The 14,211-nt window shown below is 31.3% G+C and carries 16 protein-coding genes; 1 reads left to right on the top strand and 15 read right to left on the bottom strand.

What is annotated here, in order from left to right:
* Nucleotides 1–88 precede the first annotated feature (88 nt).
* Nucleotides 89–586 carry a molybdopterin-guanine dinucleotide biosynthesis protein B gene (mobB, locus tag N508_RS00805; protein ID WP_023276181.1) on the top strand — a complete coding sequence of 166 codons (498 nt, stop codon included), beginning with the start codon at nt 89–91 and terminating at the stop codon, nt 584–586.
* A 1-nt stretch (nt 587) separates the two neighbouring features.
* On the opposite strand, the gene N508_RS00800 is transcribed toward mobB, so the two are convergent.
* The 15 genes from N508_RS00800 to murJ form a co-directional block, all read right to left on the bottom strand.
* Nucleotides 588–1,235 (bottom strand): LOG family protein, encoded by a 648-nt coding sequence (locus N508_RS00800; RefSeq protein ID WP_023276180.1) that lies wholly within the window; start codon nt 1,233–1,235, stop codon nt 588–590.
* Nucleotides 1,236–1,295: 60 nt separating this feature from the next.
* A complete protein-coding gene (locus N508_RS00795) occupies nt 1,296–2,072 on the bottom strand; it encodes a LysM peptidoglycan-binding domain-containing protein (RefSeq protein WP_023276179.1) in 777 nt (258 codons plus the stop codon).
* Between the two features lie 76 nt (nt 2,073–2,148).
* A complete protein-coding gene (gene aspS, locus N508_RS00790) occupies nt 2,149–3,945 on the bottom strand; it encodes an aspartate--tRNA ligase (protein ID WP_023276178.1) in 1,797 nt (598 codons plus the stop codon).
* A 19-nt stretch (nt 3,946–3,964) separates the two neighbouring features.
* Nucleotides 3,965–5,218: a histidine--tRNA ligase gene (gene hisS, locus N508_RS00785; protein ID WP_023276177.1), complete on the bottom strand. Its 1,254-nt coding sequence runs from the start codon at nt 5,216–5,218 to the stop codon at nt 3,965–3,967.
* Nucleotides 5,219–5,313: 95 nt separating this feature from the next.
* Nucleotides 5,314–5,811 (bottom strand): 2-amino-4-hydroxy-6-hydroxymethyldihydropteridine diphosphokinase, encoded by a 498-nt coding sequence (gene folK, locus N508_RS00780; protein ID WP_023276176.1) that lies wholly within the window; start codon nt 5,809–5,811, stop codon nt 5,314–5,316.
* On the bottom strand, nt 5,799–6,512 hold the full coding sequence (locus N508_RS00775) for a lysophospholipid acyltransferase family protein (protein ID WP_023276175.1): 714 nt from the start codon (nt 6,510–6,512) through the stop codon (nt 5,799–5,801). Before N508_RS00775 ends, folK begins: the two co-directional genes overlap by 13 nt.
* A complete protein-coding gene (locus N508_RS00770) occupies nt 6,509–7,873 on the bottom strand; it encodes a dihydrolipoyl dehydrogenase family protein (RefSeq protein WP_023276174.1) in 1,365 nt (454 codons plus the stop codon). The genes N508_RS00775 and N508_RS00770 overlap by 4 nt, the downstream gene beginning before the upstream one ends.
* Entirely contained in the window at nt 7,873–9,132 is a 1,260-nt protein-coding gene (gene ahcY, locus N508_RS00765) for an adenosylhomocysteinase (protein ID WP_023276173.1), read from the bottom strand. Before ahcY ends, N508_RS00770 begins: the two co-directional genes overlap by 1 nt.
* A 2-nt stretch (nt 9,133–9,134) precedes the next feature.
* The gene (gene metK / locus N508_RS00760) at nt 9,135–10,289 is read right to left on the bottom strand and encodes a methionine adenosyltransferase (RefSeq protein WP_023276172.1); all 1,155 of its coding nucleotides are present in this window, start codon (nt 10,287–10,289) and stop codon (nt 9,135–9,137) included.
* A 33-nt stretch (nt 10,290–10,322) separates the two neighbouring features.
* Nucleotides 10,323–10,541, bottom strand: coding sequence for a DUF465 domain-containing protein (locus N508_RS00755; RefSeq protein ID WP_023276171.1), 219 nt, complete (start codon nt 10,539–10,541; stop codon nt 10,323–10,325).
* Between the two features lie 22 nt (nt 10,542–10,563).
* Nucleotides 10,564–10,989, bottom strand: a complete 426-nt coding sequence (gene rimI, locus N508_RS00750; protein WP_023276170.1) for a ribosomal protein S18-alanine N-acetyltransferase — start codon at nt 10,987–10,989, stop codon at nt 10,564–10,566.
* Nucleotides 10,967–11,554 (bottom strand): tRNA (adenosine(37)-N6)-threonylcarbamoyltransferase complex dimerization subunit type 1 TsaB, encoded by a 588-nt coding sequence (tsaB, locus tag N508_RS00745; RefSeq protein WP_076653906.1) that lies wholly within the window; start codon nt 11,552–11,554, stop codon nt 10,967–10,969. The genes rimI and tsaB overlap by 23 nt, the downstream gene beginning before the upstream one ends.
* 53 nt (nt 11,555–11,607) lie before the next feature.
* Nucleotides 11,608–12,231: an MBL fold metallo-hydrolase gene (locus N508_RS00740; protein ID WP_023276168.1), complete on the bottom strand. Its 624-nt coding sequence runs from the start codon at nt 12,229–12,231 to the stop codon at nt 11,608–11,610.
* Nucleotides 12,232–12,233: 2 nt separating this feature from the next.
* Nucleotides 12,234–12,674, bottom strand: coding sequence for a D-aminoacyl-tRNA deacylase (gene dtd / locus N508_RS00735; RefSeq protein ID WP_023276167.1), 441 nt, complete (start codon nt 12,672–12,674; stop codon nt 12,234–12,236).
* Entirely contained in the window at nt 12,671–14,185 is a 1,515-nt protein-coding gene (gene murJ, locus N508_RS00730) for a murein biosynthesis integral membrane protein MurJ (protein ID WP_023276166.1), read from the bottom strand. The genes dtd and murJ overlap by 4 nt, the downstream gene beginning before the upstream one ends.
* Nucleotides 14,186–14,211 lie beyond the last annotated feature (26 nt).

Genomic DNA, 14,211 nt, shown 5'->3' with positions numbered 1-14,211 from the left:
CCCCTTTATTTTCTTTTAATGTTATAATATAATAATTGAAAGATGTATACAGCGATTATACAAATTTAATAAATTAATAGGATATTTTATGACACCTTATATAACTTTTGCAGGATATTCTGGCAGTGGAAAAACAACACTATTACTTAAAGTAATAACTTATTTAAAAGAAAAAGGTTATAAAATAGCCGCATTAAAACATGATGGACATGATTTTGAAATGGATAAGGAAGGAAAAGATACTTACAATATGAAAAAAGCAGGTGCAGATTGTATTGCTATTGCTTCAAGCAGTAAATATGCAGTTATTTCTGACAGCAGCCACAGACTTACTTTTTATGAGTTAATGGAAAAAATACCACACGGTATGGATATTATTATTGGTGAAGGATTTAAGGATGAAGATATTCCAAAAATATTAGTTTATAGAAAAGAAATTAATAAACCAAATTTATATAATATAGAAAAAAATATTATTGCAGCAGCAACAGATAATTTTGAAGAATTTAAAGATATAAAAAATGTTTTTCATATAAATGATTATGAAAAAATATGTGATTTTCTTATCAATTATATGAAAAAATAAATCAGCCTTTTATAATATTGACAGCTTCATCTACACTGTCTGTTAATGATATACACTCTAACTCATCTTCTCTAATATAGTGTTTTGATAAAAGCTTGTCTTTCATCCACTCAATAAGCCCAGACCAGAAATCTATACCTAAAAGAACAAGTGGAAGCTGATTTTGTATTTTGGTATTCATTAAAGTAAGCACATCAAAAAGCTCATCAAGAGTTCCAAACCCACCAGGCAGCACAATATAACCGCATACATTTCTAGTAAGCAGGACTTTTCTTGTAAAAAGATGCTTACATACATATCCATTTTTTATATATTTATTACTTTCCTGTTCATGTGGAAGCACTACATTTACTCCGTATGTATCACCATGATTTAACAAAGCACCTTTAAGAGCTGCCTCCATAATTCCAGGACCACCGCCCGTAATAACAGAAAAACCATTTTCTACTAACTTTTTACCAGTTTCTTCTGCAATTAAATACTCTTTATCATTACTTTTTGTGCGTGCTGAGCCAAAAACTGCTACAATTTTCTCATTTTTACTTTTAAATAAAGAAATACCAGACTTTAATTCATCTGCTACAATATCCATATATGAAATAATATCAAAATTTTCAGGAGTTTTATAAACTACATCATCACTATACATATTGTCTCACAAAAAAAGCGACCACAAAATGCAGTCGCTTATATTTTTTTATAACAATAATTATTTGTTATCGTATAAGGACCAAGGACCTCTTGTTTTAGCAAGTCTTTCTGCTTTTGTCTTTTCATCAGCAGTAGAATCATGCACTATTGTAAACTCTTGTTTAGGGAATATTAAATCAGGGTCTTTAATCTGCTGCTGATTTGTCCAGTAAATTATAGGCCACATAAATGGGTTAGAATACTGTTTGCCAGCAATATACCAAAGATTATCACCTTTTTTAACTATATAAACAGAGCTGTTTGCAGAAGGTTTACTTCCACCAATACCTAAAAGCTGTTCCATTTCAGCAAGCAAAACATTAGCCGCATCAAGTTCTGATTTAGCTTTTGCAGCGTCGCATTCACTCATAGCTGCTTTGGATTTAGATAAATGGTTATCAACTTTTGTCTGAATCTGTTTCCATTTACTTGACTTAGCAGCACCCGGATGAGATGATATATTATTTTTTCTAGTAACAGTTTCTTCATATCTGGAATTTTGAGCATTCACAGAATCAACCTGCTGGTTATAAGAGCTTTCTTCTGTTTTAAAAATTTCAACAGCTTCACTTTCTGCTTTTTTACTTCTCTCTTCGTTGCCAGATGCTTTTAATTTATCAGCTTCTGCCATCTTTGATTTAGTTTTTGGTAAATACTTATCAACACAAGCTTTATTTGGACTTCCTAAAGTCTGTCTAACAATTTCTTCTGGAGTCATACTATCAGTAGTAGCTTTTCCTCCACAAGATACCAATAATAAGGTTACTGCACTAATAAAAATTATACTCTTTCTCACAACAAACCTCCTTGTGAATTATGATATATTATACTATAGTGATTCATTTTCATACTTTTGTCAAGTAAAATCATAATTACACAGGTTTATTTGCTGAAATATCACTTTTTATATACAATTCTTTAAGCTGTTTTGGCTCAACATAATCTGGAGCACCGCTCATTAAGTCAGTTGCTTTTTGTGTTTTTGGAAATGCTATAACATCTCTAATAGATTCAGTTCCAGCAAAAATTGATGCAATTCTATCTATACCAAAAGCAATACCGCCATGAGGTGGAGTGCCATATTTTAAAGCATCTACAAAATATCCAAATTTTTCTTTAATTTCTTCTTCACCTAAACCTAAGCGTTCAAACATTTTCTGCTGAATATCACTTCTGTGTATTCTTATACTTCCACCGCCTATTTCTGAGCCATTTAATACAAGATCATAGGCTTTTGCTCTAACAGATTTTGGATTGCTGTCAATATTTGCAATATCTTCATCCATTGGAGCAGTAAATGGGTGGTGAACTGCTGCATATCGCTTATCTTCTGGTGACCATTCTAAAAGTGGAAATTCTAATACCCATACAAGATTATACTGTTTTGGATTAATTAAACCTAAAAGATTTCCAAGTTTAAGACGAAGTTTAGACATTGTAAGGTTAACAAGGTTTTCATCTCCTGCACCAAAGAATATAATATCTCCAGACTGACCTTCCATAACTTTTATAATTTCATAAGTTAGTTCTTCACCTAAATTTTTAACAAGTGGAGACTGTATCCCATCATCATTAATTTTAATATATGCTAAACCTTTTGCACCAAGACTTACTACATATTCTCCAAGTTCATCAAGAACTTTTCTAGAAAATGCTTTACCTGCACCTTTTGCATTTACAGCTTTCACTATACCACCATTTTTAACAGTATCTGAAAATACTTTAAACTGACAGTTTTCAACCATATTATTAATTGTTTTTAAATGAAGTCCAAAACGAGTATCAGGAGCATCATGTCCATAAAGTTCCATAGCATCTTTATACATAATTGTTGGAAATGGTCTTTGAACATCTTTATCTAAAATATCTTTAAATAATTTAGCAATTAAGCCTTCTATCATATCTATAATATCATTTCTATCAATAAATGACATTTCAATATCAAGCTGAGTAAATTCAGGCTGTCTGTCTGCTCTTAAATCTTCATCTCTAAAACATTTTACAATTTGGAAATAACGCTCAAAGCCACCAACCATTAATAACTGTTTAAACTGCTGTGGAGATTGTGGCAAAGCATAAAATTTACCTGCATTTACACGGCTTGGAACAAGATAATCTCTTGCACCTTCTGGTGTGCTTTTGCCTAAAAATGGTGTTTCAATATCAATAAATCCATTAGCCCACATATATTCTCTAATAGACTTAGTTATATTATTACGCATCATAATATTTTTTTGAAGCTGTGGGCGTCTTAAATCAAGATATCTGTATTTTAAACGCACATCTTCTGCTGCATCAGTATGTTCATCTATCATAAATGGCGGAGTTAAAGCATTATTCAATATTTTAATTTCACTAACAATAACATCTATCATACCTGTTTTTATATTAAGGTTTACCATGCCATCAGGACGGGCAGCAACTTTACCTTTTACAGCTATAACATATTCATTTCTAACAGATTCACCAGTTTCTCTTGCAACTGGGGCTGATTCATTTAAAACAATTTGAGTAATCCCTTCTCTATCTCGTAAATCTATAAATATAACACCACCATGATCGCGTCTACGCTGAACCCATCCCATTAATAAAACTTCTTCATCAATATTTTTATCAGTTAAAACACCACAACTATGTGTTCTTCTCCAATCTGCCATATTTGTTAACATAATATTCTCCAACTTATATTTAGATTAATTTATTTTTTAAATATTCAAATACATTTTCAAGCTCTATTAAAAACTGCTCACCACTAATCAAATCTTTAACGGCTGCTTTATTTTCTTTTACTTCATTACTGCCTAATATAACAGCATATCTGGCTTGTGATTTATCTGCTTTTTTCATCTGGCTTTTCATTGATGCAGTATTATAATCGTATTCTGCCACATACCCTGCATTACGCAGATTGTCAACCAGATTAAATGTATATGTAAGATTTTCTTTATCAAATACAAGTATAAATACATCTGTATAATGATAATTTAATGGATTTACTTCTTTTAAAAGCTCAACAACTCTATCAAGTCCTATTGCAAACCCAATACCTGCAGTATCTTTACCACCTAAACTTTTTACAAGCCCGTCATATCTGCCGCCTGCTCCAACTGCACTTGCTGCTCCAAGCTTATCTGTTACAAGTTCAAAAGCTGTTCTTATATAATAATCAAGACCACGCACCATTCTTTCATTTATTTTAAAAGGAATATTCATCATTATAAGATATTCTTTTACATCTTCAAAATGACTGCTGCATGTATCGCATAAATAATTTAAAATACTTGGTGCATCTTTTGCTGTATTTTTACAGCTTTCAATTTTACAGTCTAATATTCTTAATGGATTTGTTGAAAGTCGCCTTTTACAGTCGTCACAAAGTTTATCCTTTTCTTTATCAAAATATCTAACTAAATCTTCTTTATATTTTGGTCTGCATACTGGGCAGCCTATAGAGTTTATTTCTATAGAAACATAATTACTAAACCCTAAAATTTCAGAAGTTTTATATAACATTCCTATAATTTCAGCATCTAAAAGTGGTGCATCGCATTCAAGAACTTCTACACCAATTTGAGTAAACTGACGAAACCTGCCCTTTTGTGGACGCTCTCTGCGAAACATATTGCCTAAATAATAATATTTTTTTATACCTGGTGGGTTATAAAGATTATTTTCAATATAAGCACGCATTAAAGCTGCTGTTCCTTCTGGTCTAAGGCTTACATGCTCTTGACTGTCAATAAAAGTAAACATTTCTTTTTCAACAATATCTGTTGTTTCTCCAATACCGCGTTTAAAAACAGCTGTTTTTTCTAAAACAGGAAGACGAAATTCGCTAAACCCGCAGCTTTTAAAAAATCTTTGAATATCTGTTTCTACTTTGTGCCAGTATTCAATATCCTTACCAAAAATATCTCTAAAACCTTTTACTTTCTGTAACAATATATTTATCCTTAATTTAAAATTAAACACTAGAAAATATATATAAAACAATATTTTTTTTCTATCAATAAAAATTTTCTATTTATATGTATTTTTTATAAAAAAATAAATTTATTTTGGCAAATTGTAATATTATAATCATCTTCTAAACTATTTATCATATCTTGAACAGATATATTTAATACTGGGTGGATATATTCAGGCATAATATCTTTTAATGGATTTAAAACAAAACTTCTATAAATCATATTATTATGTGGTATTTCTAAATTATAAAGTTTAATAATTTCTCTGTTATAGTCTATAATATCAATATCTATAACTCTTTCACCCCACTTTTTAAGTTTTATCCGTCCCATATCTTTTTCTATTTTTTGAGTAATAGATAAAATTTTCTGCGGCAGCTTATCTGTTTCTGCAAGAACAGCAATATTATAATAATCTTCCTGTTCATCTTTTAAAAGTGATTGTGATTTATATATATTTGAAACTCTGTGTAGTGTAAAAAATCTGCCTAAATTCTCAACGGCAGTCTGTAACTGTATAACTGGGTTATCAAGATTTGAGCCTAAACCAAAAATTACTTTTGACATAAAGCTTCTTTTATTACATTTTCAGCTTCATTCATAATTTCTGCATCTGTTTTATCATGTGTATAAATTGGCGGATAAAATTTTATACTTACATCAGCTTTATACATTCCAAAACCTTTTTTAGGCATATATTTTTCTGTTCCTTCAATAACAAAAGGTATAACATCAACTTCTGCTCTCTTAGCTATAGTAAATGCTCCTTTTTTAAAAGGACTTAATGTGTGACCATCATTACTTCTTGTGCCTTCAGGAAAAATCACAACATTTCTGCCTGTTTTAATAACTTCTATTGCTTCTAAAAGGCTTTTCATAGCTTTTGATGTAGAACCTCTTTCCACACTTATTACATGAAGAAACTGCATTGCTTTACCAAGAAATGGTATATGGAAAAGCTCTTTTTTAGCCATAAAAGTAAAATGACAGCCAGCAATCCCACCTGCTGCAAATATAACTAAAATATCAGTATAACTTCTATGATTGCCTACAAAAATATAATGCTTATTTGTATCTATATTTTCTGTTCCTGATACAGTAATTGATGCTCCTGTAATATCCATAACTTTTTTAGCACCTGAACTTGTTCTCTGTTTTAAAAATTTTTCACCGTTGCCAAATATATTTACAATATATGTTGCTATTGCATAATTTAATACAAATATGACAGCTTTAAGAAATCTTAAAATTCCACCTATTTTTTTCATAACAGTTTTTCTGATACCTCTTTAAAAAATTCATTAAACACAGGATTAATATATACAAAATCAGGAATCTGCTCTATTGTTATTTTAAGTTTCATAATAATCGCAAAAGTAGCAATCAAACCATTTACCTCACGCCCCATAGCCTGTATTCCTAGAAATGTTTTGCTGCTTTTATCATAAATTGTTTTAATTACAGTCTGCTGTCCACCTGCATTATTATATATGCCATAAATATCCCCAAAAACATATTTAAATACACCATAATCTAAACCTCGTGCTTTTGCTGCTTCTTCCGAAAGACCAATCAAGGCTATTTCTGGGTCTGTATCAATATATACAGGAAGTATTTCTGGAGTATATTCAATATTTTCTCCAAGCATATTTCTAGCAGCCACTGTTGCAGAATAATATGCCCAGCTGAGATTCATCATAATATGAGAAACATCACCAGCAATATATATATTTTTATTACATGTCTGCAGATTATTACTGTATATCATAAAACCATTTTCATCTATATTTACACCTGCATTTTCAAGCTTTAATTCCTGAATTGCAGGAACTCTGCCTGTGCATATAAAAACTTCTTCACTTTCTACAGGACCTGCTTCTGATAAAGCTATATATTTCTGACCAACACGCTCTATCTTTGTAATATTATGAGATGTAACTAAATTAATACCCCGTTTTTTTAAAGTATCTTCTAATTTTTTTGAAATTTGAGCATCTACAATAGGAAGAAGTCTGTCACTTTTTTCAACAAGTGTTACTTTTGAGCCAAAACGACTAAAAAAAGATGCAACTTCCACCCCTAAAGCTCCACCTCCAATAATTGCCACACTATCAGGAATACTTTCCATATTAATAAATGTAGAAATATCTAAATTTTTCCTGCTTGGATAAAGGTTTGATTTAGGAACAGCAGCACCAGTTGCAATTAAGCACTTTTTAAATTTGTAAGAAACCACTGAATTATCTGGCAGGGTAATATCAAGCATATTACTGTCAGTAAAAACAGCAGTGCCTTCAATATATTCTGCCTGAGCATCTTCTATTATTTCTAAAAACTGCTTTTTAGCCTTATTTAAGTTGCTGTCTACAATTTTTTTTACTCGTTTAAAATCAAGAGCAACATTGTCAACATCATCTTCAATGAAAGAATCTTTTATAATTCTAAACTTTTCAAACATTTTAGAAAGCCCAACAAGGGATTCTGAAACAATACTATTAGTAGAGCAGTATGAGCCACCTAAAATTTTGCCAACTATAACAATCTTTTTACCACTTTTTGAAAGAATATTAGCGGCACAGACCCCTGCAGGGCCTGCACCAATAATAATATAATCTGTTGATTTAACCATTAAGTACCTGTTTCCCAAGAATTAAGATATGAGACTTGTTCTTCTGTAAGAGTATCTATTGATACATTCATTGATTCAAGTTTAGTCGCTGCAATCTGCTGCTCAACTTCATGTGGAAGAACATAAACTTTTTTATCAAGTTTACCTTTATTTTTAACAGCATACTCGGATGCTAATGCCTGAGTTGCAAAACTCATATCCATAACAGATGCTGGATGACCTTCTGCACATGCCAAGTTTACAAGACGACCTTCTGCAAGAACATATACAACTCTGCCGTCAGATAAATAATAAGCATTTACATTTGGTTTAACATTTTCTTCTATTTTAGAAGCAATTTTATTTAATGCTACTAAATCTATTTCAACATCAAAGTGACCAGAATTAGATACTACACAGCCATTTTTCATAACATTAAAATGTTCTTCCCTAATAACATGTATATCACCTGTAACTGTGCATATAACATCAGCTATTTTTGCAGCCTCAAGCATAGGCATAACCCTAAAACCATCCATTACAGCTTCTAATGCTTTAATATTATCTACTTCTGTAACTACTACATTCGCACCCATACCTCTTGCTCTTGAAGCTAAACCTTTACCGCACCAGCCATAGCCTGCTACAACAAATGTTTTACCGGCTAAAAGCACATCAGTAGCCCTAATAATACCGTCAAGAGTAGACTGACCTGTGCCATAACGGTTATCAAACATAAATTTTGTTTGAACATCATTAACAGCAATAACTGGGAATTTAAGAACACCATCTTTTTCCATTGCTCTTAAACGAATAACACCAGTTGTAGTTTCTTCCATAGAACATAAAACTCTGTCATATAATTCTGGGTGTTTTTTTAAGATTTCAGAAACTAAATCTGCACCATCATCCATAGTTACATTAGGATTATGAGCAATAGCTGAAGCTAAATGCTTATAATATGTTTCATTATCTTCGCCTCTGATTGCATGAACTTCTACACCAAAATCTCTGCATAAAGATGCAGCAATATCATCTTGAGTAGAAAGTGGATTTGATGCACATAAAAGCACATCTGCCCCACCTGCTGTTAATGTTCTCATTAAGTTTGCTGTTTCTGCTGTAACATGTAGACAGCATGACATTTTTAAACCTTGAAAAGGTTTCTCTTCTTCAAAACGCTTTCTAATTTGTGCTAACACAGGCATATCTTTATCAGCCCATAAAATACGCTGTCTGCCTTTATCAGCTAAATTAATGTCTTTAATATCATAAGCCATTATTAACTCCCTAATTTACCTGCTAAGTCTTTTATATCTGCTACTTTATTTGTATCTTCCCAAGCAAACTCGCCTCTGCCAAAATGACCATAGCTTGCAGTTTTTTGGAATATTGGTTTTCTTAAATCAAGAGCAGAAATAAGTCCTTTTGGTGTTAAATCAAAAACTTTAGAAACAATTTTTTCTATTTCACTATCAGGAATAATACCTGTATAAAAAGTATTTACCATTATAGATACTGGTTCGCTTACACCAATAGCATAAGCAAGCTGCACTTCACAGCGTTTAGCAAGACCTGCTGCAACTATATTTTTTGCAACCCATCTTGCACCATAAGCAGCAGAACGGTCAACTTTTGTTGCATCTTTTCCAGAAAATGCTCCGCCACCATGATGTCCCATGCCACCATAAGTATCAACTATAATTTTTCTGCCTGTTAAACCACAGTCACCCATTGGACCGCCTATTACAAATCTGCCAGTAGGATTAATATGGAAAATACATTCGTTTTCATTAAAAAGTTTTGCAGGCATAACTGGTTTAATAACTTTTTCTATAATATCGTGTTTTAACTGCTCCATACTTACACTATCAGAATGCTGAGAAGAAATAACAACAGTATGAACTTTAACTGGCTCAAAACCATTATATTCTATAGTTACCTGTGATTTACCATCTGGTCGGAGATAATCTAGTTCACCACTTTTACGAACTTCTGATAATTTCATAGTTATTTTATGAGCAAGCATAATAGGAAGAGGCATAAGCTCTGGTGTTTCATTGCAGGCAAAACCAAACATTAAGCCCTGGTCACCTGCACCGCCAGTATCTACACCCATAGCAATATCTGGTGATTGATGGTTAATTGTAGATATTACGCCACATGTTTCATGGTCAAAACCAAATTTTGCTCTAGTATATCCTATACCAGCTACAGTGTTTCTTACAACAGCAGGAATATCAACATAAGTTTTTGTTGTTACTTCCCCAGAAACAATAACTAAACCTGTTGTAAGCATAGTTTCACATGCTACACGACTGAAAGGGTCATCTTTTAGCATAGCATCTAAAATTGCATCAGAGATTTGGTCAGCCATTTTATCTGGATGACCTTCTGTAACAGATTCTGATGTGAATAAATAATTACGATTATCCATTAATCTTACACACTCCTTTATAGTGTTATATCTTTAATGATAAGCAGCAATAATCTGCTCCATTCTATCTTTACCAAGTAATTTTCTTCGCTTAATCTCTTTGATTTTTGTTTCAACTTCGGGTGGAAAATATTTTAAGCTGTATAAAGCTTCTAAATCCTGCTCAAAACGGATATGTTCATCAAAAAGTTTTTTAAATTCCATATTTTCTTTGCTAATACGCTCATACAGCTCAAACTTATCTTCAGTCATATTTGCAGCTCCTATAATTTAGTTATTTTGGAGATAAAATCATCCTAAAAGCATTTTTACCATCTCCATAGTAATTTGTTATGGTTGAAGTAATTTCAAAACCAAAGCTTTTATACATTTGTATTGCACTATTATTTTTACATGCAACTTCTAAGTGCCATAAAATATTTTTGCCATAAAGCTCTTTTATGTAAGCAAAAAGGACTCTACCTATCCCCTGTCTGCGAAAGCCTTCATCAACTGCAATAGTAATTAATTCTGCTTCAAGACCAATAAGCCATGTAATAATATATGCTACAACCTTTTTATCCACTTCATATACATAAATACTGGCATAATCTTTATAAAACTCTACCTCTATTGAAACCTTTTCCCATGGAGTGTCAAAAGATGATACTTCTATATTATATATATCATTTAAATCTTCAAGAGATGCTTTTCTTATCAAGATTAATCTCTGCTTCAGATTTTCTCAAGTATATTGGCAAACACTCTGCACGAAAATCCCACAATTTACCGCTCTGGACTGCAAATAATAAGTTGGGGAAGTATGATTTACCATTATTTATAAGAGTATAATCATTAACATTATCAATGATTTCTTCTAAGTAATATGGAGAAAACACATTATTAGTAAAATCATAATTCCTAACTGCATAACATTCACCTTTTAAAAGTGATGCTGTCTTTAAAACATTTCTGCCTGAAACAATGGCTTCCACATCAAGGGAAGATATACCATAGGCTTTTTTATTTGAGCCAGATGATAATCCCAATATTAATGCCACCCCAATTCTTACACCAGTAAAAGAGCCAGGACCAATTCCTGCATAAAATTCATCAATATCATCAATGGATAAAGATATTGATTTTAAAATATTATTGACCTGCTCCAACAGTAATTCACTCATTTTTTTACCTGCATATATAAGCTGACTTGCAAGAATACTATTATCATTTGCAACCACTATAACAAGGTAATCACTGGATGTATCTACTAACAATCGTGTCATACTTTCAATATATACCACTTTGTTTCAATAAGTCAAGATTGATAATTATATTTTTATACATGAATAAATGGGTTATATTCTTTTTCATGTTTAATGGTTGTATGAAAACCATGACCTGGCAGCACCATAGTATCATCAGGCAGAATATAAAGTTTATTCATAATAGATTTTTCTAATTCAACTTGTGAGCCTGATGGAAAATCTGTTCTACCAACAGATTCTAAAAATAATGTATCGCCACTGATTAAAAATTTATCATTTTCCGCATAAAAACATACACTGCCTGCTGAATGGCCTGGTGTATGAATAACTTTTAATTCTGTTTCATTAAAATAAATTATATCATTATCATTAAAAAATTCATCAATTACTGGGATTTTTACAGGCATAAGTCCATAACTTGCAGCACTTTTATTTGCCGATTTAAGCATTAATAAATCATCTTTATGGCACATAACTTTAGCATTATAATATTCTTTTAAATCACTTACAGCTCCTACATGGTCAAAATGACAGTGTGTTAAAAGTATCATTTTTACTGATAAATTTTTCTTTTCAATATGTGCTTTTATATACTCATAATCACTACCTGGGTCAAATACAACACATTCTTTCTCATTATGATAAATATAGCAGTTTTCTGCTAAAAGTTTTAATGTAAGTCTTTCTATTTGCATTATTACCTCTTTATAATCATTGTAACTGGACCATCATTTATTAAAGACACTTTCATATCTGCTCCAAAAATGCCTATGGCTGTATTGCCATTAATTTTAGAAGACACATCTTCTATAAATTTATTATATGTTTCTTTTGCAGCATCTGGCTTTGCTGCTTCTGTAAAATCAGGCCGTCTTCCTTTTGAGCAGTCACCTGCAAGAGTAAACTGGCTTATGATAAGCATATCCCCATTTATATCCTGCAAACTTTTACTCATTTTTCCATTATTGTCCTCAAAAATTCTTAAATTAAGTATTTTTTCAGACATATATGTAACTTTATCATCAGTATCTCTATTTTCTACACATAAAAATACTAACAAACCATTGCCAATACTTCCAATTATTTCACCATCAACTTTAACTGATGCTTCATACACTCTTTGAACTACTGCTATCATCTTAATAACCTTAATATATTTATTTTCATTATTTTTAAAACCATAAAATAAACTATAATACATAATAGAATATTTATAAGCACATATATTCCTGCATATTGACATAAAACTAATACAATACACATTAATATATTAGCAAATAATACTTTTACTAATATTTGAGCATTATTTTTTAAATCAAATTTAAAATCTTTTATATGATAAAGCAATAGTAATGAATTAACAACAGCAGATAATGCACCTGCCAAAGCAATACCTGCATGAGCTAAAAACTGCATTAAAATAAGGCTTAACATTACATTTGCTAAAAATGCAAAAAAAGCACATTTTACTGGTGTTTTTGTATTCTTCTCAGAATGGAAAACCCTTGTTAATAGATTAGCAAGAGAAAAGAATATAAGCCCTGATGCATACATTTTTAAAGCAATAGATGTTTTAATAACTGATTCATTAGAAAAAGCACTTGTTCTGTGCAGGAAAAATGATGATAAATCCTGAAAAACAAACCTTATAAGCTCTGTGGAAAGTCCTATTAAACCGATAGTTGCAGGAATAATTATAATAAAAAGAGATAAAAATGCTTTATTTATTATTTGATTACGCCTTACAATATCATTATCAGCTCTTGCTTTTGAAAGCTCTGTAAGACTCACTACGCCAAGTGTTACAGAAAATACACCAAGTGGAAACTGGAAAAGTCTGCTTGCATAAAAAAGCCATGAAATAGAACCTTGAGCAAGATATGATGTTAATATTCTGCCTATTACAAAGTTCAGCTGGCTTATACTTACACCTGCTAAAGAAGGCACAAGTAAAAAATAAGTCTTTTTCACATCTTCATCAAAAGTTTTAGAAAATTTTGGTTTATAACCATAATAAACAGCTACAAGATATACTATTACAAGCTGCAAAACACCACCAGCAATGACACCATAAGCAAGATATGTAATATCTTTTGAGTTGTGGTATGCAGCCCATGCACCAAGTATCATACATATATTAAAAAGTGCACTAGATGCATAAGATATAAAATAGCTTCTATTTATATTTAAAAAACCAGAAAACATACCTATAATACATATTAATATAAGAAAAGGCATCATAATATGAATAAGGTCTGCACCCATAGACATTAAGGCTGTATCAGAAAGATAATCTTTTCCCCTTAAAAAAATCCTTAAAACATAATCTGCAAATACCATTATTATTATGCTTATAACTGTGACAAAAAATGTCTGCATAATAACTATTTGAGTAAGGTATAAATTCTGAGCAGTTTTACCACCATTTTTATATTTTTCTGCTAAAAAAGGCATAAATGCAGATGACATTGCACCTTCAACAAAAAATTCTCTAAATAAATTTGGTATTGCCAAGGCTACAAAAAAAACATCTGTCACTGCTGTTGCACCAAATACAACACCTATTGCCACATCTCGTATAAGACCAAAAACACGGCTTATTAATACACCTGCTCCTGAGCGGATAAAGCTAAATATAAAATTTGTCATAAAAATCCTTTAATATTACTTTACTT

It is taken from the genome of Mucispirillum schaedleri ASF457, from assembly GCF_000487995.2.
Taxonomy (GTDB): domain Bacteria; phylum Chrysiogenota; class Deferribacteres; order Deferribacterales; family Mucispirillaceae; genus Mucispirillum; species Mucispirillum schaedleri.
The sequence above is the reverse complement of the archived record's forward strand: the minus strand, read 5'-3'. Positions and strand labels throughout refer to the sequence as shown.